At 64.6% G+C, this 25,439-nt stretch carries 27 protein-coding genes, 1 tRNA gene and 1 pseudogene; 10 read left to right on the top strand and 19 right to left on the bottom strand.

The genetic code is table 11. The features are described from left to right. Positions 1-415: 415 nt before the first annotated feature. The gene (gene purD, locus AB0L58_RS05995; protein WP_364381727.1) at positions 416-1,687 is read right to left on the bottom strand and encodes a phosphoribosylamine--glycine ligase; all 1,272 of its coding nucleotides are present in this window, start codon (positions 1,685-1,687) and stop codon (positions 416-418) included. 202 nt (positions 1,688-1,889) lie between these two features. Here purD and AB0L58_RS05990 point away from each other — a divergent pair, with 202 nt between their 5' ends. The 3 genes from AB0L58_RS05990 to AB0L58_RS05980 all read left to right on the top strand — a co-directional run bounded on the left by AB0L58_RS05990 (position 1,890) and on the right by AB0L58_RS05980 (position 3,333). Beyond that, a complete protein-coding gene (locus AB0L58_RS05990) occupies positions 1,890-2,264 on the top strand; it encodes a PH domain-containing protein (protein WP_364381725.1) in 375 nt (124 codons plus the stop codon). A 118-nt stretch (positions 2,265-2,382) separates the two neighbouring features. Further along, positions 2,383-2,808, top strand: a complete 426-nt coding sequence (locus AB0L58_RS05985; protein ID WP_364381722.1) for an HIT family protein — start codon at positions 2,383-2,385, stop codon at positions 2,806-2,808. Positions 2,809-2,979: 171 nt separating this feature from the next. Continuing rightward, a complete protein-coding gene (locus tag AB0L58_RS05980) occupies positions 2,980-3,333 on the top strand; it encodes a hypothetical protein (protein WP_364381719.1) in 354 nt (117 codons plus the stop codon). 69 nt (positions 3,334-3,402) lie between these two features. Here the strand turns inward: AB0L58_RS05980 and AB0L58_RS05975 are convergent, their stop codons facing one another. From AB0L58_RS05975 to AB0L58_RS05960, 4 genes are all read right to left on the bottom strand, one after another. Further along, complete coding sequence (locus AB0L58_RS05975) at positions 3,403-4,899, bottom strand: HAMP domain-containing sensor histidine kinase (protein ID WP_364381716.1); 1,497 nt, start codon at positions 4,897-4,899, stop codon at positions 3,403-3,405. Then, positions 4,896-5,633, bottom strand: a complete 738-nt coding sequence (locus AB0L58_RS05970; RefSeq protein ID WP_364381713.1) for a response regulator transcription factor — start codon at positions 5,631-5,633, stop codon at positions 4,896-4,898. The genes AB0L58_RS05975 and AB0L58_RS05970 overlap by 4 nt, the downstream gene beginning before the upstream one ends. 72 nt (positions 5,634-5,705) lie before the next feature. Further along, positions 5,706-7,283, bottom strand: coding sequence for a trehalose-6-phosphate synthase (locus AB0L58_RS05965; RefSeq protein WP_364381817.1), 1,578 nt, complete (start codon positions 7,281-7,283; stop codon positions 5,706-5,708). Positions 7,284-7,371: 88 nt separating this feature from the next. Next, on the bottom strand, positions 7,372-7,542 hold the full coding sequence (locus AB0L58_RS05960) for a hypothetical protein (protein WP_364381710.1): 171 nt from the start codon (positions 7,540-7,542) through the stop codon (positions 7,372-7,374). Between the two features lie 188 nt (positions 7,543-7,730). Here AB0L58_RS05960 and AB0L58_RS05955 point away from each other — a divergent pair, with 188 nt between their 5' ends. After that, complete coding sequence (locus AB0L58_RS05955) at positions 7,731-8,564, top strand: alpha/beta hydrolase (protein ID WP_364381707.1); 834 nt, start codon at positions 7,731-7,733, stop codon at positions 8,562-8,564. A 129-nt stretch (positions 8,565-8,693) separates the two neighbouring features. Further along, on the top strand, positions 8,694-8,936 hold the full coding sequence (locus AB0L58_RS05950; RefSeq protein ID WP_011207082.1) for an MbtH family protein: 243 nt from the start codon (positions 8,694-8,696) through the stop codon (positions 8,934-8,936). 88 nt (positions 8,937-9,024) lie between these two features. On the opposite strand, the pseudogene AB0L58_RS05945 reads toward AB0L58_RS05950, so the two are convergent. Further along, a pseudogene (locus AB0L58_RS05945) lies at positions 9,025-9,352 on the bottom strand (HNH endonuclease). A gap of 230 nt (positions 9,353-9,582) precedes the next feature. On the opposite strand from AB0L58_RS05945, the gene AB0L58_RS05940 reads away from it, so the two are divergent. Further along, a tRNA-Thr gene (locus AB0L58_RS05940) sits at positions 9,583-9,654 on the top strand. Positions 9,655-9,771: 117 nt separating this feature from the next. On the opposite strand, the gene AB0L58_RS05935 is transcribed toward AB0L58_RS05940, so the two are convergent. The 12 genes from AB0L58_RS05935 to AB0L58_RS05880 all read right to left on the bottom strand — a co-directional run bounded on the left by AB0L58_RS05935 (position 9,772) and on the right by AB0L58_RS05880 (position 21,410). Beyond that, positions 9,772-10,311, bottom strand: a complete 540-nt coding sequence (locus AB0L58_RS05935) for a h domain protein (RefSeq protein WP_364381704.1) — start codon at positions 10,309-10,311, stop codon at positions 9,772-9,774. After that, on the bottom strand, positions 10,308-11,048 hold the full coding sequence (locus tag AB0L58_RS05930; protein WP_364381701.1) for a hypothetical protein: 741 nt from the start codon (positions 11,046-11,048) through the stop codon (positions 10,308-10,310). The genes AB0L58_RS05935 and AB0L58_RS05930 overlap by 4 nt, the downstream gene beginning before the upstream one ends. Continuing rightward, entirely contained in the window at positions 11,045-12,454 is a 1,410-nt protein-coding gene (locus AB0L58_RS05925; RefSeq protein ID WP_364381698.1) for an MlaD family protein, read from the bottom strand. Before AB0L58_RS05925 ends, AB0L58_RS05930 begins: the two co-directional genes overlap by 4 nt. After that, positions 12,451-13,662 (bottom strand): MCE family protein, encoded by a 1,212-nt coding sequence (locus AB0L58_RS05920; RefSeq protein ID WP_364381696.1) that lies wholly within the window; start codon positions 13,660-13,662, stop codon positions 12,451-12,453. The genes AB0L58_RS05925 and AB0L58_RS05920 overlap by 4 nt, the downstream gene beginning before the upstream one ends. Beyond that, the gene (locus AB0L58_RS05915) at positions 13,659-14,927 is read right to left on the bottom strand and encodes an MCE family protein (RefSeq protein WP_364381693.1); all 1,269 of its coding nucleotides are present in this window, start codon (positions 14,925-14,927) and stop codon (positions 13,659-13,661) included. Before AB0L58_RS05915 ends, AB0L58_RS05920 begins: the two co-directional genes overlap by 4 nt. Beyond that, complete coding sequence (locus AB0L58_RS05910; protein ID WP_364381690.1) at positions 14,924-15,991, bottom strand: MCE family protein; 1,068 nt, start codon at positions 15,989-15,991, stop codon at positions 14,924-14,926. Before AB0L58_RS05910 ends, AB0L58_RS05915 begins: the two co-directional genes overlap by 4 nt. Then, the gene (locus AB0L58_RS05905) at positions 15,988-17,016 is read right to left on the bottom strand and encodes an MCE family protein (RefSeq protein ID WP_364381688.1); all 1,029 of its coding nucleotides are present in this window, start codon (positions 17,014-17,016) and stop codon (positions 15,988-15,990) included. The genes AB0L58_RS05910 and AB0L58_RS05905 overlap by 4 nt, the downstream gene beginning before the upstream one ends. Next, positions 17,013-18,224, bottom strand: a complete 1,212-nt coding sequence (locus AB0L58_RS05900) for an MCE family protein (protein ID WP_364381685.1) — start codon at positions 18,222-18,224, stop codon at positions 17,013-17,015. The genes AB0L58_RS05905 and AB0L58_RS05900 overlap by 4 nt, the downstream gene beginning before the upstream one ends. A gap of 6 nt (positions 18,225-18,230) precedes the next feature. Further along, the gene (locus AB0L58_RS05895) at positions 18,231-19,082 is read right to left on the bottom strand and encodes an ABC transporter permease (protein ID WP_364381682.1); all 852 of its coding nucleotides are present in this window, start codon (positions 19,080-19,082) and stop codon (positions 18,231-18,233) included. Between the two features lie 4 nt (positions 19,083-19,086). Continuing rightward, entirely contained in the window at positions 19,087-19,851 is a 765-nt protein-coding gene (locus AB0L58_RS05890) for an ABC transporter permease (protein ID WP_062988486.1), read from the bottom strand. Between the two features lie 330 nt (positions 19,852-20,181). Then, the gene (locus AB0L58_RS05885; RefSeq protein WP_364381679.1) at positions 20,182-21,099 is read right to left on the bottom strand and encodes a 3-oxoacyl-ACP reductase; all 918 of its coding nucleotides are present in this window, start codon (positions 21,097-21,099) and stop codon (positions 20,182-20,184) included. A 122-nt stretch (positions 21,100-21,221) separates the two neighbouring features. Further along, on the bottom strand, positions 21,222-21,410 hold the full coding sequence (locus AB0L58_RS05880; RefSeq protein WP_357481622.1) for a ferredoxin: 189 nt from the start codon (positions 21,408-21,410) through the stop codon (positions 21,222-21,224). A gap of 153 nt (positions 21,411-21,563) precedes the next feature. On the opposite strand from AB0L58_RS05880, the gene AB0L58_RS05875 reads away from it, so the two are divergent. The 4 genes from AB0L58_RS05875 to AB0L58_RS05860 all read left to right on the top strand — a co-directional run bounded on the left by AB0L58_RS05875 (position 21,564) and on the right by AB0L58_RS05860 (position 24,696). Further along, positions 21,564-22,757 carry an acyl-CoA dehydrogenase family protein gene (locus AB0L58_RS05875; protein WP_364381675.1) on the top strand — a complete coding sequence of 398 codons (1,194 nt, stop codon included), beginning with the start codon at positions 21,564-21,566 and terminating at the stop codon, positions 22,755-22,757. An 18-nt stretch (positions 22,758-22,775) separates the two neighbouring features. Further along, positions 22,776-23,882 carry an acyl-CoA dehydrogenase family protein gene (locus AB0L58_RS05870; protein WP_364381672.1) on the top strand — a complete coding sequence of 369 codons (1,107 nt, stop codon included), beginning with the start codon at positions 22,776-22,778 and terminating at the stop codon, positions 23,880-23,882. Positions 23,883-24,020: 138 nt separating this feature from the next. Continuing rightward, complete coding sequence (locus AB0L58_RS05865; RefSeq protein WP_364381669.1) at positions 24,021-24,260, top strand: AbrB/MazE/SpoVT family DNA-binding domain-containing protein; 240 nt, start codon at positions 24,021-24,023, stop codon at positions 24,258-24,260. Beyond that, positions 24,229-24,696 (top strand): type II toxin-antitoxin system VapC family toxin, encoded by a 468-nt coding sequence (locus tag AB0L58_RS05860; protein WP_364381666.1) that lies wholly within the window; start codon positions 24,229-24,231, stop codon positions 24,694-24,696. Before AB0L58_RS05865 ends, AB0L58_RS05860 begins: the two co-directional genes overlap by 32 nt. Before the next feature lie 28 nt (positions 24,697-24,724). Here the strand turns inward: AB0L58_RS05860 and AB0L58_RS05855 are convergent, their stop codons facing one another. Then, complete coding sequence (locus AB0L58_RS05855; protein WP_364381664.1) at positions 24,725-25,339, bottom strand: TetR family transcriptional regulator; 615 nt, start codon at positions 25,337-25,339, stop codon at positions 24,725-24,727. Positions 25,340-25,439 lie beyond the last annotated feature (100 nt).

The raw sequence follows: 25,439 nt of genomic DNA, 5'->3' as shown, positions 1-25,439 counted from the left end.
GCGAGACGGCCGCGAACTCCTCGCTCGTAAGACTCGCTCCGCGGTGGTCACTCATGGCGGGGCGTTCGACACCTGATACACGCGAGGCGAACTCGCCACTGCCGTGCAGACCCTTCGACGACTCAAACACGTTCGATGGCCGCGCCCTCGCCCTCGCCCTCGACTCGGACACGAGACGGCCGCGAACTCCTCGCTCGTAAGCCTCGCTCCGCGGTGGTCACTCATGGCGGGGCGTTCGACACCTGATACACGCGAGGCGAACTCGCCACTGCCGTGCAGACCCTTCGACGACTCAGACATGTTCGATGGCCGCGCCTGCGGCGCATGCCCTTCGACGGCTCGGACGCGAGACGGCCGCGAACTCCTTGTTCACAAAGACGCGCTCCGTGCTGGTCGCCAGTGCCGGTTTGTACCGTCAGACCGAAATGCGGTCCTCGACGGCGGCGAGGCCGATATCGGTGCGAAAGTGGCTGCCCGGCAACTTGATCGAGGCAATGCGGTCGTAGGCGTGTGCGCGCGCCTCGGCCAGATCCGCGCCGATGCCGACAACACTCAGCACGCGACCGCCCGCGGAGATCAGAGTCCCGTCCTCGCGCAACGCAGTTCCCGCGTGCAGCACGGCGGACGATTCGTCGATAGTGCCTTCGCCCGCTCCGGTGATCACATCACCGACACGGGGGCGACCCGGATAGTTCTCCGCGGCGATCACGACCGTGACGGCCGAACCGGCCTGCCAACGCGGGGCGGCCACCTCGGCGAGCGTGCCGGTGGCGGTGGCGTTCAGCAATTCGCCGAGCGGACTCTCCAGCAGCGCCAGCACGGCCTGGGTCTCCGGATCGCCGAAGCGACAATTGAATTCGACGACGGCGGGTCCGTCGGCACCGATCGCCAGACCCGCGTAGAGCAGTCCGGAGAAGCCGCAGCCACGCCGCACCAGCTCCGCCGCGACGGGCCGCACGACATCGGAGACGATCGCGGCGACCGTCTCCTCCGGCAACCACGGCAGCGGCGTGTACGCGCCCATACCACCGGTATTCGGTCCGGTATCGCCGTCGCCGACGCGCTTATGATCCTGCGCGGGCAGCAGCGGCACCACGGTCTCGCCGTCGACCAGGCAGAACAGCGAAACCTCCGGTCCGTCGAGGAAGGATTCCAACAGCACCGGATGGCCCTGCTCGAGCAGTTCGGCACCGTGATCGCGGGCCGCATGGCGGTCAGCGGTGACCACCACGCCCTTGCCCGCGGCCAGGCCGTCGTCCTTGACCACCCAGGTCGGACCGAAGCGATCCAAGGCGGCATCGAGTTCAGCCGGGTTGTCGACGATCTCGCTGTGCGCGGTGCGGACCCCGGCCGCGGTCATGACGTCCTTGGCGAAGGCCTTCGAACCCTCGATGCGCGCGGCCGCGGCCGACGGGCCGAAGCACGCGATCCCCGCGGCCCGGACCGCATCGGCGACGCCGAGCACCAGCGGCACCTCGGGCCCGATCACCACCAGGTCCGCGTCCAGCTCGGTCGCGAGGGCGACCACCGCTTCCGCGGAGCACGGATCGACCGCCCTGACCTGCGCATGCTGGGTGATCCCGGCATTGCCCGGCGCCGCGAACAGCGCGGTCACCGCGGGGTCCCGGCGCAGGGCCAAGACGAGGGCATGTTCACGGGCTCCGGAACCGATGACGAGTACGCGCACGGGCAACAGCTTAGGTTGTCGCCAATGGTGGCTGACCAGCAGTCCGAAGACCCGCCACCCGTGATTCATCACCCGTACATCGACCCGCGCCGACTCGGCGACAAATTTACTTGCGCGGCTCACCTGCAGGCGGCGACCGGTGTGGATGATTGATGAGAGGGGCGCGACAGCCGACCTCCACCGCGCAAAGGACGTGCTGACTATGGGTCTGATCGACGGACTGATGGGCAATGCCGGGCGGATCGATCCCGGTAAGGCGCAAGAGGAATACGCGAAACTGATGGGCGGCGGTGAGCAGGTCTACGCCGCGTATCTGCTTGTCCGCGATGCGATTCTGTTCACCAACCGGCGTCTCATCCTGGTCGACAAGCAGGGTGTCACCGGCCGCAAGGTGAGTTATCACAGCATCCCCTACCGCGCCATCACCCACTTCTCGGTGGAGACCGCGGGCACCTTCGACCTGGATGCCGAACTCTGCATCTGGATCTCCGGCACTCACGAGCCGGTGCAGAAGCGATTCAACCGCCAGGTCGACATCTACGAAGTGCAGAGCATCTTGTCGCACTACGTCGCCTGATCACCGATCCGCGCTGGTCGCCGACTTCGCGTGCAGGCCAACTGCTCGGCGGTCCGCCGCATGGCATCCGGTCGCACCCGAACGACCGAGCGGGATCTCTCGGCGTAGCCTGCGGTGCATGGCTTCTGTTTTCAGCGCGATCATCGAGGGCAAGCTGCCGGGCCGATTCGTCTGGGAAGACGACGAATTCGTCGCATTCCTCACCATTGCCCCGGTGACGCAGGGGCATACGCTGGTGGTCCCCCGCAAGGAGATCGATCAGTGGCAGGACGTCGATGCCGATACGTTCGCGCGGCTCAGCGGCGTCGCGCAGAAAATCGGCCAGGCGGTCCGCCACGCCTGGGACGCACCCCGCGCGGGCCTGCTGATCGCCGGGCTCGAAGTACCCCACCTGCACGTCCACGTCTTCCCGGCCTTCACCATGGGCAACTTCGACATCTCCGGCGCCAACCCCCACCCGACCCCCGAATCCCTCGACGAAGCCCAAACCAAGATCAAGTCCGCACTGCGCGACCTGGGCTACGGAGCCAACGTCCCCGACTGATCAGGTCGAACCCGCCAACCGGCTGGCTACGTCCTCTTTCACGCATGCCGCTCCCCAGTGCACCGACTGGGTCGCAACAGGTACTTCATCTCGTTCCGGACCAACCCAACCTTCTGCACGTCGGGTCGGTTGTTCCACGGGAGTGCACGAACGAGCGTGAAGAGAGACACCATGACCGACCCGAACCGGACACCCGTGAAAAGCGTGCTGGGGGTAGTCGCCGCCGCCGGTATTTTCGGCGCGTACCTGCTCGGCCTCACGGCGTGCGAAGCCAAGGAGACGCGCGAGTTTTACGCCGCCGAGGTCGGCGACTGCGTGAAGGAGGAGGGCGAGGACTCGGTCGTCAAGGTCGACTGCTCCAGCCACGATGGGCAGTATCGCGTCATCGGCAAATTGGATCATTCCACGGGGTCTTCCGATTTTGCCAGGATGTATGCCTGCAAAGAGTTCCCCGGCACTGTCAAGTACTACTCGCGCATGGACAGCAAAATAGGCAGCTACACGTTGTGTCTCGGCCGCAAGTAGCCACACAGGCGTCGGCCGCACCGATTGGGGCGGGCATGGCGGGAGACGAAACCCATCACATCCGGTCGCTCAGCGGATTTCACGGGGTAGGCGGACGGTGAAGGTGGTGCCTTCGCCCTCGGTGCTTTCGACGCTCACGGTGCCGTTGTGCGCGTCGACGAGGGCCTGGACGATGGACAGGCCGAGGCCGGTGCCGCCGCTGGCGCGGGTGCGGGAGGTGTCGGTGCGGTAGAAGCGTTCGAATATTCGGTCGGCCTCCTCGGCCGGTAGGCCCTGACCGGTATCGGCGACTTCCAGCAGCACCTCGTCGTCGGTGGGGGTCAGCCGGACCGTGACGTCGGCGTCCGGTGGGGTGTGCGTGAGTGCGTTGTTCAGCAGATTGGCCAGTACCTGACGCAACCGCGCCTCGTCGCCGATCACTTCCAATGTTCCTGTGCCCGAGCGGATTTCCAGCTCGACGGAGCGATGCGGCCCGTCGTCGCCGGTCGCCGCGGTGACGGCTCGGGCATTGTGCACGGCGTCGCTGGCCAGGGCGAGCAGGTCGACCGGACCCAGTTGCAGCGGACGCTGTGCATCCAAGCGGGCCAGCATCAGCAGGTCTTCGACCAAAAGCCCCATGCGTTGGGCCTCGTGTTCGATGCGATCCATGAACATGGCCGGATCCGTGGTCGCGCCTTGCCGATACAGTTCGGCGAAGCCACTGATGGTGGTGAGCGGGGTGCGCAGTTCATGACTCGCGTCGGCGACGAAGCGGCGCATCTTCGCCTCGGAACGCCTGGCCGCCGCCTCGGAGGCCTCCGTCGCGGCGAAGGCCCGCTGGATCTGCGCCAGCATGCCGTTGAGCGATTGCGATAGCCGGTCGACCTCGGTATTGGTGCCGCGCACCGGAACTCGGCGATGCAGATCACCGGCGGCAATCGCGGCGGCGGTCTTCTCGACCGCGCGCAACGGCCGCAGACTGCGTCTGATCACGAAGTAGGCGAGCACCGCCAGTGCGGCGAGCACGGCGGCACCGACCATGAGCTGCAGCATGATCAGTCGATTGACGGTATCGATGTTCTCGGTGAGCGGTATCGCGACGGTTGTCGTCGTATCGGGCGAGACCGCCGTCATGGTCCGCCATTTGACCGTCGAACCGTTCTCGGAGCCGACGGTTACCGGTTTGGTGAGGACCCTGCTACCCGGCGGATCCGTGGTCGGCCGCACCTCGGGCAGCCGCGGCAGATCCGGCTCGGCCTCCTCGTTGAACGGTCTGGTCTCGAAATAGACGGTGCCGTTGCCGCCGGGCGTCGGTTCGATGTGGACGTAGAAAGTGCTGGACGGATGCGACGGGTTCGAAGGCGTCGGCGGGCGCGGCCGCGACCACGCCATCACCGCGTCGCGAAGCTGCTGGTCGGTGCGGTGCAGCAGCGAATTCTCCAGCGCCGAGGTGACGACCATGCCGGATGCGAACAGTCCGAGGGCGGAAAGCAGCGCGAGGGCGAGCACCAGCGTCACCCGCAGCGGAATCGCCGAGGAAGCGTATGCCAGTTTGCGTCGGGTCTGTGTGATCCGGGACGTGATCATTTATCGGACTGGCGGGTGCGATTCGGCGCGCGCATCACGTAGCCCACACCGCGCAGCGTGTGAATCAGGCGCTGATCGCCCGTATCGACCTTCTTGCGCAGATACGAGACATACGTTTCGACCACGCCCACCTCACCCCCGAAGTCGTAGCGCCACACATGATCCAGGATGCGCGGCTTGCTCAATACCGTTCCGGCATTGACCATGAAATACCGCAGCAGGGTGAATTCGGTGGGCGACAATGCAACCGGCTCGCCCGCCTTCCACACCTCGTGGGTGTCGTCGTCGAGTTCGATGTCCTCGAACCGAATTCGCGAACTCTCGCGCTGCGGGGCGGTGTGCCCGAACCGGCGCAGGACAACTCGCAGCCGGGCCACCACTTCCTCGAGGCTGAACGGTTTGGTGATGTAGTCGTCGGCGCCGAGGGTGAGCCCGGCGACCTTGTCCTGGACGTCGTCGCGCGCGGTCAGGAACAGCACCGGTGCGTCGATGCCGTCGGCGCGCAGTCGGCGCAGCAGCCCGAAGCCGTCCATGCCTGGCATCATCACATCGACGATCAGGGCTTGCGGCCGGAAGGTGCGCGCCTTGTCCAGCGCCTGCGCCCCGTCGACGGCAGTATCGACCGCGAACCCCTGATAGCGCAGGCTCACCGACAGGAGCTCCACGATCATGGGTTCGTCGTCCACCACCAGCACCCGGGCCTCGGGTGTGGACTCAGCAGGCGCACCACTCATTGCTTCATAGTCCGGCAATAGGCTGGGATCTGTCTGGACCTTAGCTGGGTGATTCCTGTGAGTGAGGTCGCGTCAGCGATGGGGTGCTCGCGACTCCGGGTACACATCGTCGTCGGTGAGCAGGGCACTGCCCGCGACCTGGTCTTGCGCAAGCGCCTCCAGGAATGCCCGCGCCCAGCGGTCCACGTCGTGCGCGAGCACCTGGCGGCGCAGGGCGCGCATTCGGCGGCGGCGGGTGTCGCGGTCGTCCTCCAAGGCGGAGATCACGGCATCCTTCACGCTGTTCAGATCGTGCGGATTGCACAGGTATGCCTGACGCAATTCGGCCGCGGCGCCGGTGAATTCGCTCAATACCAGTGCTCCGTTGAGACCGCTGTGACAGGCGACGTACTCCTTGGCGACCAGGTTCATCCCGTCGCGCAGCGGAGTCACCAGCATGACGTCGGCGGCCACGAAGAAGGCGATGAGTTCGTCGCGCGGAATCGGGCGGTGCAGATAGTGCACGACCGGATAGCCGACCCTGGCGAATTCACCATTGATCCGGCCGACCTGACGCTCGATATCGCCGCGCATCTGGATATAGCTGTCCACCCGCTCCCGGCTCGGGGTGGCCAGTTGCACCATGACGGTATCGGCCGGATCGAGCCTGCCCTCGAGCAGCAACTCCTCCAGCGCGGCCAGCCGGATATCGATGCCCTTGGTGTAGTCCAGGCGGTCGACACCGAGCAGGATATTTTTCGGATTGCCGAGTTCGGCACGGATTTTCGCGGCTCGTTCGCGGACCGAGCGACGCCGCGAATGTTCGTCGAGTTCGGCCGAGGCGATCGAAATCGGGAACGCGCCGACCCTGACCGTGCGGAAGCCCACCTGGACAACGCCCAGCTTGGACCGCACACCGACGGTGCCGCGCGAGGTGGGCTGGCCGGCCAACCTGCGGGCCAGGTAGAGGAAGTTCTGCGCGCCGCCGGGCATATGGAAGCCGATCAGGTCGGCGCCGAGCAGACCCTCGATGATCTCGGTCCGCCATGGCATCTGCATGAACAGCTCGACCGGCGGGAACGGAATATGCAGGAAGAATCCGATGGTGAGATCGGGCCGCAGCATCCGCAGCATTTTCGGCACCAATTGCAGTTGGTAGTCCTGCACCCAGACGGTCGCGCCCTCGGCCGCGACCTTCGCGGTGGCCTCGGCGAAGCGCCGGTTCACCGTGACATAGGCGGCCCACCAGGCGCGATCGTAGACCGGGCGCACGATCACATCGTGGTACAGCGGCCAGAGCGTGCCGTTGGAGAAGCCCTCGTAGTAATCGGCGACTTCGTCCGCGGACAGCGGCACCGGATGCAGTTCCAGCCCGTCCTCGATGATCGGATCGATATCGACATCGGGAACGCCGGCCCAGCCGACCCACGCCCCCTTGTTATTGCGGAGCACCGGCTCCAGTGCGGTCACCAAACCACCCGGACTGCGCTTCCAACGGGTGGAACCGTCGGGCAGTTTCTCCAGGTCGACCGGTAGCCGATTCGCGACGACAACGAAGCCGGAACCTGCCCCGCTCAGGTCGGCGAGGGCGGAGGGGACCACCGTCGTGTCGGGTTCGGATGGGGGCTCTAGAAGGGCGTGTTCGGAGTCCTCGGACGGCTGTTGGGTCATCTGATCCACTCACGCATCCTTTGCGCGTCGCTGTTCCCGTTGAAGTTGTGAGAGAGTCGACGGCCCCGTTGACGTCGAGGTGAGGTGGCTACTCGCCCCGTGCGTTAGGTCCGATGCCGAGCATCGACAGCAGCATCCGGCATTCGTCGGCATCCTCCGCGTAGGCCGCGACAACGCGCTGCGCCTGACGGGCGGTCTCGTCGGCGAGTGGCTCCAGATCGTCGTCCGCGATGTCGTTCGCGCTGCTCTTCGCGGCCATTTTCTTGTCCTCCCGGCTCAGTACGCTCGTACGTGCGAATAGTCAATGGTATCTGGCCACCATGGCGGTGTGCCGCACCTGGATCCTGGTGAGCTCCGACACGTTCGGCGTCATACCCTTCGACTGTTCGCTGAAAACCGGCGCCCTATACCGTTGGACGGCAGCACCAACTCCACGAAAGGGTCGATATGCCGCTGGCCACGGTGAACGGAATTTCACTCAACTACCAGGTCAAGGGCGACCGAACCAAGGGCACGGAGGCAAAGGGCGCCGGTCCGCTGGTCGTCATGATCATGGGTACCGGCAGTCCGGGCCGGGTCTGGGAGTTGCATCAGGTCCCGGCGCTGGTCGAGGCGGGATATCGGGTCTGCACCTTCGACAATCGCGGCATCAAGCCGTCCTATGAGGCGGCTGACGGTATGACCATCGATCAGCTGGTCGGCGATACCGCCGGACTCATCGAACTGCTCGACGAGGGCCCCGCATTGGTGGTCGGTACCTCGATGGGCGCACGGGTGGCACAGGAACTCGCGCTGGCGCGTCCGGAACTGGTGCGCAAGGCCGTGTTCATGGCCGGGCACGGCCGCCTCGACCAGTTCCAGAAGACGCTCTCGCTCGGCGAGCACGAACTCGACGCCAGCGGAGTCAGCCTGCCCGCGAAGTACGAGGCGGCCGTGACCGCGGTGATGAATATGTCGCCCGCCACCATGGCCGATCCGAACGCCGCCCGCGACTGGCTCGACCTGTTCGAATTCACCGGCGGTCCGGTCACGCCCGGTATCCGCGCCCAGCGCCGGATGGACCACGATTTCGACCGGGTCCAGGCCTACCGCGGCATCAAGGTGCCGTGCCTGGCCGTCGGATTCGCCGACGACCGGATGATCCCGCCGTATCTGTCCAGGGAGGTTGCCGAGGCCATTCCAGGTGCGCGCTACCTGGAAGTTCCTGATGCGGGGCACTACGGCTATCTCGAGCGTCCAGAAGCGGTGAACAAGATCCTGGTCGAATTCTTCGCGGCCTGAGGTAACTGCCAACGCGTAACGTCTGCCTTGCTAGGGTCGAAACAACGCTCGGGGAGCTTCCGACGCTCGAACAGCGTTGGATGCGCCAAGGGCTATCCCGTACATGCGCCAGTATCCAGTGAGGTGAAATTGAGCACCAACCCCTTCGATGACGAAGACGGCCGCTTCTTCGTCCTGGTCAACGATGAGGAACAGCATTCGCTGTGGCCGGCCTTTGCGGAGGTTCCGGCCGGATGGCGAGTAGTTTTCGGCGAGGACAGCCGCGCAGCGTGCGTGGAGTACGTCGAAAAGAACTGGACCGATATGCGTCCGAAGAGCCTGCGTGACGCGATGGCCGCCGACGACGCGGCCCGTCAGGGCGCCCAGTCCTGACCCGCGGTATCCGATACTGCGCCGGGCTCACTGCCGACCGTCACTGCGTGGCACCGTAAAGCCGGTGTCACGCAGCTGGCGTGCCCGGTTATGATCGGCACCGTCTTGTTGAGTAAGACACCTGGTAAGACTGCCCGTTGGCGTATCTCTTACGCCGAGAGTGTCTACCGTTGCCCCGGTTCCGGCTCTTGTACGTCGGCAGCTGGGAGTCGCAGTTCGGACAGATGAGCCGCAGGTTCTCCCGTCGATTGTGAGTGGGATCGCCATCGATGTGGTCAAGGATGAACGCGAGTGGGCGCCCCGCACCATTCGCTCCTGATACCGCATATCGCGCATCTGCGGCTCTGGGCGTCGGTCAGGTAATCACGGAGATAATGCCCTTGGTGGCCGCGAACTCGGGCTTCACCTGTATGCAACTATCGCTCGGTCAAGGCTTTGCGCTGGGTTGCCTGCTGGCATCCCAGACTGCAGTAGACCCGTTGACTCCGTTTGACCAGCGCAGCTGCGCACCCCTTGCATCGCCTCACGCTGTGGACGCTACCGCTACCCACCGACAACGCCGGAGGATGGCCAAGACGCCGCCGGGCACCGGAAACCCGGTGTCGCACTGTCGGTGCGCCCCGCTATGATGGCAACCGCTTCACCCGCCTCCTTAGCTCAGTGGTAGAGCACCGCTCTTGTAAAGCGAAGGTCGTCAGTTCAATCCTGACAGGGGGCTCAGTTCGAGAGAAGGGCTCCGGCGCTCGCCGGAGCCCTTTTTTACGCGCTGGTCATCGCCGGAAAGACCCTGCCGAAAATACGACTGCGCGCCGGAAGTTCGGGTGACTGGGGCTGATCAGATTGGGGTGACGGCTGACACCAGCCAGCGGTTGTCGGTTTTGTCGAGGGTTACGCGGACTCGGCTGGTGCTGATATTCGCTTGGGGCGAGTCCTTGCCGGTGCTTACCTGGTTCAGGTACAGGAGCACCACCGCGTGGGCGGGTTCGGCGGAGACTACGCCGGTGGCCTGGGTGGTGGCCTGGACGTTGAGTTCCTTTTCCTTGGCGCCGGGGGCGATGGCTTCCTTGATCAGTTTCAGGTAGTCGTCGCGGAAGCTGCCGCTGAGATTGTCGGCGGCCTTGGGTAATTCGGCATCCACCGTTTTGAAGTTGTAGGTGAACATCGCTTCGACGGTACGTTGCGCCGCAGGGACGGCCTGGGTGCGCGCCTGTTCGCTCCTACGGTCATTCCAGTACTTGTATCCGGTGACTCCGCACACGGCCGCCAGCGCGACGATGACGAGGGCGACCGCGGACGCCACGAGAACCAGCCGCCTGCGCCCACCCGTCACCCGACCGCCACCCCTCAACGAATCGCTACGCGATGCTGCATTCATGCGACGAACTCCACTTGTGAGGCGGTGATTCCGCTATCGCCGCGGGTGACGGTGACCCGGAATCGGTAGTACCGCGTCTGCGGATCCGCCATACCCGCATTGGTCAGGGTCTGCTTGGCGGCGACCAGCACGTGTGCCGAATCCCCGTCCTCGCTCTCGATGGCCGATTCGATGATCTCGCCGGTGGCCTTCACCTTGGCCTGCTCGACCACGCTCGCGTAGGCGTCCTTGCGCTGGGCGTATTCGGCCTTGAGCTCGCCGGAGGCCACCGCGAGGACGCGGTCGATATCGGCCTTGGCGGTGTCGTCCTTGATGGTGGTGAGATTCAGAATCGCCTGCTTGGCGGTCTGGACGTAGTCCGCGCGCCGGGCATCGCGGTCGGCAGCGGTGTGCAGGTTGTAGGTGAAGAACCCGGTACCGACAACCAATGCGATCACCACGAGCGCGGCCGCGGCGGCAGCGGCGATGAGAACCCACTGCGGTGGAGCGGACTTCGGCGCGTCTTCGACGACATCCTCGACGCTGGGTATCTCCAGCGTCGTCACGGGTTCGGCGTCGTCCGCGCTCGGACCGTCCGCCGACTCGGACTTCGTCGCCTTGACCGTCACATCGACCGCGACAGCTTTGGACAACTCGACACCTTCGGTCTCGAGCTCGAGGGTGTCCTCCGGCGGCGGACCCGCCGAACGCACCGCTCGTCGCCTGGGCCGAGCCTTGACCACCTTGGATTCACTCACAATTGCTGCTCCTGAAGCATCGCCTGCCAACTCGACGGTATCGTGCCGGATCCGTCCTTTCCGATATCCCCCTGACGGTACGTGCGTCCGTCCGGTCCCATGAATGTCCCACTGCCGGGATCCAATGTCGTACTGTGTGCGGCCGGGTGGGTCGAGCCCTGATCGCCGGTCGGGTCACCCGACGGCGTCACCGGCTGCGGCGCGCCGAACGCCGGGTTATTGCCTTCGGGCACATAGCCTTTCGGGTCACGGCACAGCTCGGGTGACGGCGCCCGCTTGCCCGGCACTTCCATACACGGCGTATTGCGGATACCGCGCACGGCCTCCTTGGCGTTCTGCGCCACCTTGCAGTACAGCCCTGGCGGCGTATCCGGGGTGTCGAGCTGAGCGGGCGACCGGCGCTGTTCCGGCGTGAAGAAGCCGGTGGTGCAGCCGGGCGGATCGTTGAGTTCCAGGTGGAAGTCCACCACGGCGCCGTATTCGACGGGGCCGCGGATGGCCGTCAGGAACGCGGCGGTCAGCGGCGGATAAATCACCAGGATCTGTTCCAGACCCGAGTGATAGGTCACCGCGACCTGACCAACGCTGACCAAATTCGACAGCAGGATCGGCAGGGTCGGGCGCAGGTCCTGGAACAGCGAACTCACCTGCTGTGCCGCGCCGGGCGTCTTCTCGATGACATTCCGCAATGCCGGATCGTGTGCGCGCAGCTGGTCGGTGACCGTTGCCAGGTCCTGGGTCCACGACCGGATCGACGCATCGGACTGATTCTGTGTATCCAGCAGCGGCCCGATCTTCTCCAGCAGATCCTTGGTCGGCTCCGCATTCGCCTGGGCCTCCTGCACCAGCAGCGATGCGGAATCGATGAACTTCTGCAGATCCGGCCCGGCACCGTTGAACGCCGTGAACGCATCGTCGATCACCTGCCGGAGCTTGGTGTCGGCAATGCTGGACAGCAGGCGATCGGACTGATCGAGCACCGAGCCGATATCTTCGGGCAGCTTGGTGCGTTCCACCGGAACCACCGAACCGTCGGCAAGGTTGCCGCCCTTGGCATTCGGGGCCGGTACCAGGTCGACGTATTGCTCACCGATCGCCGAGACGCTGCGCACCCATGCGTCGACATCGGATGGAATCTTGTAATCGCTGTCGATGGACAGCTTCGCGTCCACACCTGCCGGGGTGAGCCGAACCTCTTCCACCTTGCCGACATTCGTGCCGCGGTAGGCGACATTGGCCGTCGGGTACAGCCCACCGGTGGCCTTCAGCTTTACCGTCACCTCATAGCGCCCGATGCCGAACATGGCGGGCAGCCCCACATAGGTACTGGCCATCACCACCAGCCCGATCACCGTCAGCACCGAGAAAATGGCCAACTGGATCCGGACGAATCGCGTGAGTTTCATCGGCCCGCGCCTTCCTGCCCGGCGGGCGGCACGGTGAGGCCGGGAATCGCGGGCAGACCCGGAATCGGCGGCAGCCCAGGGATACTCGGGGTCGGTGCGGCCGGCGGCTGCAGCGGTGCCGTCGCCGGATCGCTATTGCCCTCCGCCGTACCGGCCAGACCGCCGAGTGCGCCCTCGACCCCGCCGAATCGACCACCGAGAGGGGTGCCGGTGAGGAAGTTCGAATCCAATCGCTTGCCCGTGATATCGACGGTCATGATCAGGTTCATGTAGTCGCCCTTGACCGCGTGATCGAGATTCTTCATCGGGAACGGGAAGGTGAAGAGTATCTTCATGACCTCGACCAGGCTGTTCCCGGTGCTGGCCAGCGTCTCCAGCACGGGTGCCAGATTCGCCAGATTCGCCTTCAGATTGTCCCCGCCCTGCGCGATGATCCGCTGCACCACGTCGCTTAGATCACCAAGGGCGGTGAGGGTACGCGTGATGTCCTCGCGCCGATCGGCGAGCACGGTGAGCGCCGGGTGGATCTGTTCGATCGCCGCGGCGACCCGATCCTTCTGCTTGGCCAGCGTGCCTGCGAACCGGTCCAGCCCACCCATCGCATCGATGATGTCTTTGGTCTGCGAATCCAGTGTGGTGGTCAGCTCGGTCAGCTGCGGCAGCAGATCCCGGATCGCATCCTCGCGACCGTTGAATGCGGCATTGAGTTCGTGGGTAATGGTTTCGAGCTGACTGATGCCGCCGCCGTTCAGCACCACCGACAGCGATGACAAGGTCTGCTCGGTGGTCGGATAGACGCCGGCCCGATCCAGCGGGATCAGATCGCCGTTCTTCAGCTCGCCCTGTGCCGGAACATCTTTCGGCGCGGCGAGCTCTAGATGATTGCTGCCGAGCAGGCTGGTCTGCCCGATTCGGGCGGTCGCATTGGCGGGCAGCTTCACATCGTTGTTCAACGAGACGGTGACCAGCGCGTGCCAGCCCTCGACCTCGATCTTCGATACCGTGCCGACCGTCACGTCGTGCACGCGGACCGGCGAATTGCGGGTCAGCGTGGTGACATTGGGCATCTGGATCTTGACTTCGTAGGCGTTGTCACTTCCGGCCGTACCGGGCAAGGGCAGCGAATTGAGCCCGTCCCACTCGCAGCCGCTGACTCCGAGCACGACGGCCAATCCGATTGCCGCACCGGCCATTCGCCTGCGCATCATCGCCCTCCTCCCGGAATGGCCAGCCCGGCAATACCATTCGGTACCGTGACCGGATCCGATTGCGGCACCGAATCACTCGACCCGCGCGCGGCCAGACTCGGCGGACTGTAGACGAGCTGATGCGGGAACGCGGTCTGGTTGGAGGCCGGATTAAAGAGCAACGGTGGGTAATTCATCATGAGCTGCTGGATGACGGGGGCCAGATACTGTCGGCACAGGGCGGCGCTCTGATCTGAACCATTCGCATCGTTCGCCTCGACCGCGCCGCAGAGGAAGGCGAACGGGTTGGCGAAGTTCGTCCCGACGACGGCACCAGTGAGACTGCCCTGCGCGGGATCGTAGATCTGATAGAAGTTCACCAGAGCTGTTGGCCCGGCATGCAATACCTGCTCGAGCTGAGGCCGCTTATCCGCGAGGATCTGGGTTACCTCGGCCAGCCGCTGCACACCCTCGGTCAGCGCACCGCCGCGCTCTTGGATGAACCGCTGCACATCACCGACGGCGATGTCGAGATTGTCCAGTCCGGTACCGAGATCACCGGACACATTCGCGAGCACCGACGAGACCGAGGCGAGCCGACCGCCGAACTGCACGATCTGATCGTTGCTCTTGGACAGCACATCCACGAACTGCTGCAAGTTGCGGATGGTGCCGAACAGATCGGTGCGGCCGTCCGACAACGTACTCAGCGTGTGTGACAGCTCGCGCAGAGTATCGCGCAACGCCTGCGCATTGCCATTGCCGAGATTGTCTGCTGCGGTATTCACGAACCGCCCGAACGAACCCTGCTTATCGTCGCCGACCGGTCCCAATGTCGTTGCCAACTTGGATAGTTCGGCCTTGATGTCATCCCATTCGACCGGGACCGCGGTGTGTTCGATCGGAATCACGCTGCCGTCGTGCATCTTCGGCCCGCCGGTGTACGCCGGAGCCAATTGGATGAACCGCGCCGATACCAGCGACGGCGAAATGATGACCGCCTTGGCATCCGCGGGGATATCGATACCGCGATCGAGTGTCATCGCGACCCGAACTTGGTCCTTACCGGGATCTATGGAGTCGATCCGGCCGACCTTTACCCCGAGCACCCGTACCTCGTCACCAGCGTACAAACCGTTGGTGGACGGGAAATACGCGGTGATCGAGGTCTTTCCGATCCGCGATATCAGTGACCACCCGCCCGCGATCACCAGCGCCGCGATGACGACCAACGCGAGCACCCGCACCCATCGGGGGGCCGAACGGACAGTGCGCAATGCGTTCATCGCGGCGGCTCCTGAATCGCGGGCTCGATCGACGGCAATGCGGGGTCGGTCAGATATGCGCGGAAGGAGTCCGGCACATGCTGCGGCCAGACCAGCGCGTCGACCAATATCTGCAGGCCGCGCGTTGTCGCGTTCGAGACATAGGCCTGGAAGTAAGGGCCGCTGCCGACCTGCTCACCGAGCGCGGCCGAGAACGGACCGAGTCCATCAAGCGCCTTCGAGAGGTTGTCTTTATTGGATTGCAGCAGTGCAAGCACCGAATTCAGCCGGTCCAGTGTGGGTTTCAGCTGCGCCTCGTTGTCATTGACGAGGCCGGTCAGCTGTTGGGCCAGCCCGTTGATGTACACGATCAACTGACTGAGCGCGCCGCGCCGCCGATCCAACTCGCCGAGCAGGTCATTGCCGTCGACCAGCAGAGCATTGATCTGATTGCTGCGATCGGCGAGCACCTTCGTAACGTTCTGCGCCCGGCCGAGCAACTCGGTCAGCGCCTTGTCCCTGGCATTCAGGCTGCGCGAGAGCTGGGTGACGCCGTCGAGTGCCGACCGCAGCGGGGCCGGAGTATCGGCGAAGGTCGTGGACAGCGCGTCCAGCGTCCGGTTGACCTGGTCCATGTCCAGGCCCTTGACGGTATTCGTCAGATCGCCGAGCGCGTCGGTGAGCGAATACGGCGAGGTGGTGCGGTCCAGCGGAATCGTGTCGTCAGTGCGGGTCGAACCGCTGCCCGCCGGGGTCACTTCGAGCGATTTGCGGCCGAGCACCGTATTGGTCTTGATGGCGGCACTCGTCTTATTGCCCAGCACGATTCCCTCGTCCAGCGTGAACCGGACGTAGACCTTCGCGCCGTCCAGCTCAACCTGCTCGACGCGTCCCGACTTCACACCAGCGACCTGCACATTGTCACCGGGAACCAGTCCGCCCGCATCGGCGAAGTACGCAGTGTAGGTCGCGCCGGAGCGAATGAACGGCAGCCGGTCGACCTGCAGTGCGGACAGTGAGACCGTGGTCGCGACGACAATGCCGATGATGCCGAGCGAGACAGCGCGTGATCGGGTTTCCTTCATCGGCTCTTCGCACACCTTCCCGTCGTCTGCATACCGGGCAGGGTGATGTGCATCGGCTTGCCGTCCGGCCCGTCGACAATGAAGTTCGTGCCGCACACGTACATATTCAGGAACGACCCGTAAGAACCGATCCGGACCAGCTTCTTGTAGGTTTCGGGCAGCCGATCCAGCACCCACTGGATGGTGTCGGAGCCGTCGTCGAGAGTCGCGGCGAGGGTGCCGGTCTGCTCGATGGTGGTCTTCAGATCCGGCCGGGCCTGCTGCAGCAGATCGGTCAGATCCCCTGTCGCACCGGCGATCCGCGGCAGGGCCGCGCCGATCGGATCCTTGTCGGCGGCCAAACCGCTGACCAGCCGCTGCAATTCCTCGAGGGTAGTGGCGAACTGCTGATCTCGGTCATCGATCGTGGCGAGCACGGTCTTCAGATTCTCGATCACGCTGCCGATCAACGCATCTCGATCGGCGAGGGTCTTGGCGAATGATCCCGAACTGTTCAGCAGCGCGACGAGCGTGCCGCCCTGCCCCTGGAAGACTTGCAGCAGCGCCTCGGTCAAATCGTTGACCTGAGCCGGATCGAGGCCGCGCAGCAGCGGTTTGAAGCCACCGAGCAACATATCGAGATCGAGCGCGGGCGAGGTGTGATCGAGCCCGATGGTCCCGCCCTTGGACATCGCCTGCGCGGTGCCCGGTCCCTCCAGCAGTTCGAGATAGCGATCCCCGACCAGGTTTTCGTAGCGGATGGTCGCCTTGGTGCTGGTGTAGATCCGGTACTTGCTGTCCACATCGAAATCGACATGCGCGAGATTGTCCTTGCCGACATGCACCCCGGTCACCGAGCCGACCGGCACACCGGCGATTCGGACCTTGGCGCCGTCCAGCATGCCGGAGGAGTTGGTGAAGACCGCGTGATAGCCGGTCTCCCTGGCGAAGCGCATCTGGCTGAACACCACCACCAGTCCGGCCAATACCAGCGCCATCACCAGCGTGAAGATCGTCAGTTTGACCGTTGTCGCGCGCGGTTTCACAGCTGCCCCACCCCCGGCAATCCGGCGAACAGCAACTGGAACACCTTGGGTCCGTTGAGATGTGTCGTCGTCGACGGCGTCCACACATGGCCCTCGGAGGTATCGGTGACCACGAAGTTCGCGTGGCTGTCCGGCACCCGGTCCAGCACGCCCTCACAGTGCGGGCCACCGGTGGCATTCACCTTCGGCAGATCCTGCGGGTACTGGTAGGCATCGGCGCCAGGCATGAAACTCGCATTCAGCGGTACCGCGTCGAACCGGCCGCCGAAGATGTCCTCACCGATCGGGAGCACATTGGCCAGACCGACGACCAGGCAGTACAGCGCGGGCTTGTAGTCGTTGAGCAGTTGGGTGGTCGGACGCAGCAGATCCAGCGCCGTCACCAGCGGCTGTTCGTTCTCGTGCAGCACCGAGCCGGTGGTATCGGCCAATCCGATGAGGTTGGCCAGCATCGCATCGACGTTCTCCTGCTCCTCGACGATCGTTTTGGCCGTCACGGTCGCGTTATCGGTGGTGCGCAGCAGATCCGGCACGGTGTCGGCGTACAGGTTGGTGACACCGGTCGAGGAGACCAGATCCCGTTGCAGCGCGGGCAGACTCGGATTGATGTCGCGCAGATAGGCATCGCTGCGGGCGAGCAGATCCCCGAGCTTCTCACCCCGTCCCTGCAGCGCGGTGCCCAGCGCCGACAGTGTGGCATTGAGCTTTTCGGGCTCGATCTTCTGCAGCACATCGGTCAGATGCTGGAACAGCGTATTGAATTCGACGGTCACGTCTTCGGCCGTCACGATCGCGCCCGGCTTCAGCGCGGTCGACGAAGCCTGGTCCGGCACCGTGAAATTGATGTACTTGGCGCCGAATACGGTGGTGGACTTGATATCCACGGTCGCATTGGACGGAACCATCTTCAGCAGTTCGGGATCCATCGCCAGCGTCAGCTTCGCGCCGTCGGCGGTCTGTTCGATTTCGGAAACCCGACCGATCTCCACACCGCGGATCTTCACCTTGGCGTCGGGATCGAGCACCAGGCCGCTGCGGGGCGCGTCCACGGTGACGGTCACCGTCTTGGTGAACCCACCGACGAACATGACCATCGCGACGGACACGATCGCGACCAGCGCGATCACCATGCCGAGCCCGGCGAGCTTCAGCCCGAGCCCGCCACGCAGTGCCACGCCGAGGCCGCTTCCCGATTGCTTCGTTGCCATACCGCTCTACCCGGAGAGATGGAAGTTGCCGGAGGTGCCGTAGATGGCCAGCGAGATCAGCAGTGTCACCGTGACCACCGCGACCAACGAGGCCCGCACCGCATTGCCGACCGCGATCCCCACACCGACCGGTCCGCCCGCGGCGTTGTAGCCGTAGTAGGTGTGAATCATCATGACCGCCAGGGCCATGAAGATCGCCTGGGCGAAGGACCAGAGGATGTCGCTGGGGATCAGGAAGGTGGAGAAGTAGTGGTCGTAGACGCCCGCCGACTGCCCGTAGATGACCACGGTGGCGAATCGGCTGGCGATGAACGAACAGATCACCGCGAGCGCGTACAGCGGCACGATCGCGATCATGCCCGCGAGCACCCGGGTACCGACCAGATACGGCACCGGCCGGATCGCCATGGACTCCAGTGCGTCGATCTCCTCGGCCACCCGCATGGCGCCCAGCTGCGCGGTCGAACCCGCGCCGATGGTTGCCGCCAAACCGATTCCGGAGATCACCGGTGCCGCGATGCGCACATTGATGAATGCCGCGAAGAAGCCCGTCAGCGCCTCGACGCCGATATTGCCGAGCGAACTGTAACCCTGCACCGCGATGGTGCCGCCGGTGAACAGCGTGAGAAATCCGACGATGACGACCGTACCGCCGATTACCGCCAAAGCGCCTGTGCCCATGCTGATTTCGGCGATCAAACGAATGGTCTCGGTCCGATAGTGCAGCAGTGCGCGTGGGATGGAACCGATTGTCTGCGCGTAGAACACCGCATGTTTACCCAGCGAATCGAGCGAGTTCGAAAAGCGACGCACTCGCCGCACGGTACGCGGGAAGCGGGATTGGATTACGAATGCCATCGCCTCACCGCGCCGCGAACTTGATGCCGACGGCGGTGACCACGACATTGACCACGAACAGGGCCATAAAGGCGAAGACAACGGTCTGATTCACCGCATCACCGACACTCTTGGGACCACCTTTGACATTCAGGCCGAGATAACAGGCGACCAGTCCGGCGATCAGCCCGAACAAACCGGCCTTCACTTCGGAGATGACCAGCTCGGGCAGATGGGTGAGCAGCGTGATCCCGTTGACGAACGCGCCCGGATTGACATCCTGCAGCAGCACCGAGAACAGGAAGCCGCCGACGATGCCGATGGTGCACACCAGGCCGTTCAACATCAATGCCACGAACATCGAGGCCAGCACCCGCGGCACCACCAGCCGGTGTACCGGATCGATACCGAGCACGCGCATCGCATCGATCTCTTCTCGAATGGTTCTCGCCCCGAGATCCGCGCAGATCGCGGTGGCGCCTGCGCCAGCGACGATCAACACCGTGACGATCGGCCCGACCTGGGTGACCGCACCGAATGCCGCACCGGCGCCGCTGAGGTCGGCGGCGCCGATTTCGCGCAACAGGATGTTGAGCGTGAAGCTCACGAGCACAGTGAACGGAATCGCCACCAACAGCGTCGGAATGATCGAAACACGTGCGATGAACCAGGCCTGATCAATGAACTCGCGCCCTTGGAACGGCCGTCGAATGCTGGCCCGCGCGACATCGGCAACGAGTTCGAAGAATCCGCCGACTGCCCGCAATGGCACAGCAAGGACCTCGTTCATGCACGATCCTCCTTGCTCATCCTGCTGATTCCGCACATCGCACGATGGCCTGCTCTGGCCACGTCGCCGCAACGATTAGAACATGTTCACTTTGCTGTAGGAAGTCTTTTGGCACATTTGAACTGCCATTCTTCTCAAATTCGGCCCATGAATTTGTAACAGGTGTCATTTGAGGGTGGCCTAACCCTTGTGGGGCGTCACACACGTTGACTCCCATGTCTACCAAGCGCCGCATCGGTGATCAACAACTGGTCAAGTGATCAGTCTGCCTCCGATGGCGGCTGCCATCACAGAGCAGCCCGAATGACTTCGAGCGGCCCTCGAACCGTGTCAGTTATCGAGATCTTTCAATGAGGACGCAGAAAACGTACGCCCCGTCGGCCGCTGCGCGAAGTATCCACCGAGCGTGGCGGCGAGATCATTTACCGACCACTGATCATCGACTGCGTCGAAGCGCTGTTCGACCACCGGCGCGGCCATCAGGGCGACCATCGGCCCGTACACCACGAACAGTTGCCCGTTGACCGCATCGGCGGCGGGCGACGCGAGATACGCGACCAAGCGGGCCACATGATCCGGCGAGAGCGGATCGATGCCGCCCTCCGGCGCCGCACTGAAGACCGCCTCGGTCATCGCTGTGCGCGCCCGCGGCGCAATGGCATTGGCGCGCACACCGAATCGGGACAGGGCGCGCGCGGCGGAAAGCGTCAACGCGGTGATACCGGCCTTGGCCGCACCGTAGTTTGCCTGCCCCTCCGGACCGAGCAGACCCGCCTCGGAAGAGGTGTTGACGAGCCTGCCGTAGATCGGCGCGCCCGCGGCCTTGGACTTGGCCCGCCAGTAGGCGCCCGCATTGCGGGTCAGGAGGAAATGGCCGCGCAGATGCACGGCGAGCACCGCGTCGAAGTCCTCGTCGCTCATGTTGAACAGCATTCGATCGCGGGTGATGCCCGCATTGTTCACCACGACGTCGACTCCGCCGAAGGCCTCCTCGGCGGTGCTGATGAGCGCGTCGGCGGTCGCGCGCTCGGCAATGCTGCCCGCGACGAACTCGGCCTTGGCGCCGAGTGCACGGATATCGGCGAGGGTTTCGGCCACCGCATCCGATTCCGTCAGGTCGTTGACCACCACCGACGCGCCCGCCCGCGCCAAGGCCAGCGCCTCGGCGCGCCCCAGTCCGGCGCCGCCACCGGTAACGATGGCCACCCGCCCCGCAAGGCTCACATCCGTGTTGTCCACATCACTCACGGCTGCACCTCACTGGCGCTCGGTTCCGCCGTGTGTGATTCACACGCCGTGTTTTCGGTTCGTTCGCTGCGCTCACTCACGGGCCGACTCTAGAACGTGTTCCTACCGACAGCAAGCACGGATCACTGCAATTTCAGCGCCGCCTTCGGACACTGGGCGACCGCGTCCTCGACATCCGCGAGCCGATCATCGGGCACGTCGGCCGCCACGATGTGCAGCACATCCTCGTCATCGAGTTCGAAGACGTCGGGGGCGATTCCGACACAGATTCCATTGGCCTCGCACTGATCCAGATCGACTGTGACCTTCATGGGAACTCCTTAAACGCGTCTCTGGTCGAAGCCTAACAACACCAGGTCATATCGGATACCGCCATTGTGCGGATTCAGCAGCAATACTGGAACATGTTTCAGTTCATATGCAATGATCGGTTGACCGACACCGAAGGAGCATGAGGTACCGCCATGCGCATTGCGTACACGCCGCAGCAGGAAGAGCTCCGCGCGGAGCTGCGCGACTACTTCGCGCGGCTGATCACCCCGGAGCGCCGAGCCGCGCTGAGCGCGACCACCGGCGAGTACGGCCACGGCAACGTCTACCGCGAGGTGGTCCAGGAAATGGGCCGCGACGGCTGGCTCACCCTGGCCTGGCCCAAGGAGTTCGGCGGCCAGGACCGCCCGACCATGGACCAGCTGATCTTCACCGACGAGGCGGCCATCGCGGGCGCGCCGGTGCCCTTCCTCACCATCAACTCGGTGGCGCCGACGATCATGCATTACGGCAGCGAGGAGCAGAAGAAGTTCTTCCTGCCCAAGATCGCCGCCGGCGAACTGCACTTCTCCATCGGCTATTCGGAACCGGGCGCGGGCACCGACCTGGCCAGCCTGCGCACCACCGCCGTGCGCGACGGCGACGACTACGTCATCAACGGCCAGAAGATGTGGACCAGCCTGATCGCGTACGCCGACTATGTCTGGCTCGCGGTGCGCACCGATCCCAATGCCAAGAAGCACAAGGGCATCAGCATGCTCATCGTGCCGACCACCGCCGAGGGCTTCTCCTGGACCCCGGTGCACACCATGGCAGGTCCGGACACCAGCGCCACCTACTACCAGGACGTTCGGGTGCCGACGAGTTCGCTCGTCGGTCAGGAGAACGGTGGCTGGGCGCTGATCACCAATCAGCTCAACCACGAGCGCGTCGCACTGACCTCGGCCGGACCGCTCACGGTCGCGCTGAACCAGACCACCGAATGGGCACGCGAGACCAAGGCGGGCGACGGTTCCCGGGTCATCGACCAGGAATGGGTGCGGCTCAATCTGGCCAGGGTGCAGGCCAAGGTCGAATATCTGAAGCTGCTGAACTGGGAGATCGCCAGCCGGGCCGATGCGGGCGGCGATGCCGCACCGCGGCCGTGGGATGCCTCGACCTGCAAGGTCTACGGCACCGAACTGTCCACCGAGGCCTACCGACTGCTGATGGAAATCCTCGGCCCGCAGGCCTACCTGCGTCAGGACTCCCCCGGTGCCGAGCTGCGCGGACGGTTGGAGCGGTTCCACCGCGCCGCGCTGATCCTCACTTTCGGTGGCGGCACCAACGAGGTCCAGCGCGACATCATCGCCATGACCGCACTGAAGCAGCCGGCCGCGGCGCGCTGAGAAAGCAGGTAGATCACCATGGATTTCACTCCGACCGAGGCCCAGCTCGACCTGACCCGCCTGACCGCCGAGGTCTGCGCCAAATTGGTCACCGCGGACCGGATCCGCAAACTCGATGCCGAGGGCCGCTTCGACGAGCCGCTGTGGCAATCCCTCGCCGAGACCGGTGTACTGGCCGCCGCGCTGCCGGAATCGGTGGGCGGCGGCGATTTCGGCGCGCTCGAGCAGAGTGCCGTACTGCGGGAACTCGGCAAACATGTCGCCGCGGTGCCGTACCTGTGGTCGATCGTGGTCGGCGCCGGTGCACTGGCGCGCTTCGGCTCGGCGGCGCAGCAGGATTGGGCCCGTCAGGCGGGCGCGGGCGAGGTCATTCTCACGGCCGGGCTCGCCGAGGAGCACAACTGGGAGCCGACGAAGCCGACCACCGTGGCACACGAGGTCGACGGCGGCTGGCGACTCACCGGCGCGAAGACCACCGTGCCCTATGCCGACCGTGCGGCCCGAATCCTGATCTCGGCCACGGCTTCCGGAGTTCCCGCACTCTTCCTGGTCGACCCCACCGATGCGACTGTCGAGGTGACCGCACAGCGCGTGGTCGACTTCAGTGCCGAGTTCGGCGTCGAATTCCAGGACACCCCGGCCGAATTGGTCGCGACGGTGGCTTCCGGTGCCGAAGTACTGGACTGGGTTCTCACCCGCGCCTGGGTCGGCCTGAGCGCACACCAACTCGGCACCCTGGAGCGCGCGCTCGAGCTGGTCGCCGACTATGCCAGGGAGCGTGAGCAATTCGGCAAGGCCGTCGGCAGTTTCCAAGCCGTGGCGCAGCGCCTGGCCGACGCGTATATCGACGTGCAGGGCCTGCGTTTGGCGGTCACCCAGGCGGCGTGGCGGATCTCGGAGGATCTGGCGAGCGCCGAAGCGGTACACACCGCCAAGTTCTGGGCCGCCGATGCGGGACATCGCGTGGCGCACACCGTGGTTCACGTACACGGCGGAGTCGGCATCGACCGCGACCACATCGTGCACAACTACTTCACCGCCGCCAAGCACAACGAATTCGCGCTCGGCGGGGCAACCGATCATCTGCGGGCCATCGGCTCGCTCCTCGCGGACACTCCTGCCTGATCCAGGATTGCCGCACCCATATCGGCCCGCCGGACCTGCCACCGGCGGGCCGATTGGTGTGACAACGCGGCTGTGCCGCTCAGCCTGTTCGCGCTAGTATTACGTAATACGCGTATTACATGGCTCGAGGAGGCCGCTGTGCTACTCAACAGCAAGGGACAGGTGACAATCCCGGCGCAGCTGCGTGCCAAGCACAATCTGCGCGAGGGCGACGACGTCGAAATCATCGAGGTCGACGGCACCCTTCGGATCGTACGCACCGAGGGTGCCCCTACTCGTGGGCAACGACTCGTACGGCGGCTGCGCGGAACCGCGGACAGCCGGGACATCGAAGGTATGAGCACGGATGAGATCATGGATCTGCTCCGTGGCGAGTAGTCCAACACCTATCCGCGGGCCCGCCGTCCTGATCGATTCATGCGTCCTACTCGATGTCATGACCAATGACGAGCGCTGGGCGCCGTGGTCGACGGAACGAATCACCGAGGCTCTCGATTCCGGTCGGGTGGTCATCAACCCAATCATCTACGCAGAGGTCTCGGTCGGGTACGCCACCGTCGAAGATCTGGACGATTTGCTGCCCGCCGACGAGTTCGAGCGTGAGGCCCTACCATTCCGGGCTGGTTTCCTGGCGGGCAAGGCGTTTCAGCGCTATCGCCGTAACAACGGCGAAAAGCGCTCCCCGATGCCCGACTTCTACATCGGCGCCCACGCCGCAGTTGCCGGATATCGCCTGCTGACGCGGGACGCCGCCCGGTATCGCGGGTATTTTCCGACCGTAGAACTGATCGCACCCGTGCCTGCCCCTGATTGACGCCGCACCGATCTATGCGATCGACCGCCTACTCGGCCGACGTCGAATGTTCTCGCATATCGATCGGGGTGGAGGTCAGGTACCGCTGCAGGGTCGGTGCGATATCGGCGATGATCTGCGCGCGCGTCAGGGCGACCACCGGTGGCAGGTCTAGCACATAGCGGCACAGTGCGAGTCCGAGCAGTTGGGTGACGATCAGGCCCCCGCGGCGCTGTGCGTCGGCCGGATCACCGAAGCGTAGGACCGCGGGCAGCACCTGTTCGGCGAAGATCTGCCGAAAGCGCATGCTCACCGCCTCATCGGTGATCGATGAGCGCAGCAGAATCACCAGCACCTTGTTATCGGGTTGGTCTTCCCAGACCGCCAGGAATCGGCGAACCAGCAACTCGCCGATGGCATCCGGATCGGCCGCGGCGAGATCCGGCAGGTCCAAGCGCACATCGACGGCCGCGGCGAAGAGTCCGTCCTTACTGCCGAAGTAGCGCATCACCATCGACGGATCGATCGCGGCATCGGCCGCGATGGCCCGAATGGTCGCCTTGCGGAACCCCTCGGCGGCGAAGCGGGCTCGCGCGGCCGCCAGGATGGCCGCGCGCGTGGCATCGGACCGACGCGCAGGTGGTTGATCAGACTCGACATTCATGCCAACAAGTGTAGGCCAACAACTGTTGACTTCCGCAGCTGGCACGCGCTACGGTTATGCCAACAAGCGTTGGCCTACAGATGTTGACCTAGGAGTTCCG

It is taken from the genome of Nocardia sp. NPDC052112 (genome assembly GCF_040680135.1).
In the GTDB taxonomy this organism is placed as follows: domain Bacteria; phylum Actinomycetota; class Actinomycetes; order Mycobacteriales; family Mycobacteriaceae; genus Nocardia.
This window is presented reverse-complemented; position numbering and strand designations above follow the sequence as displayed.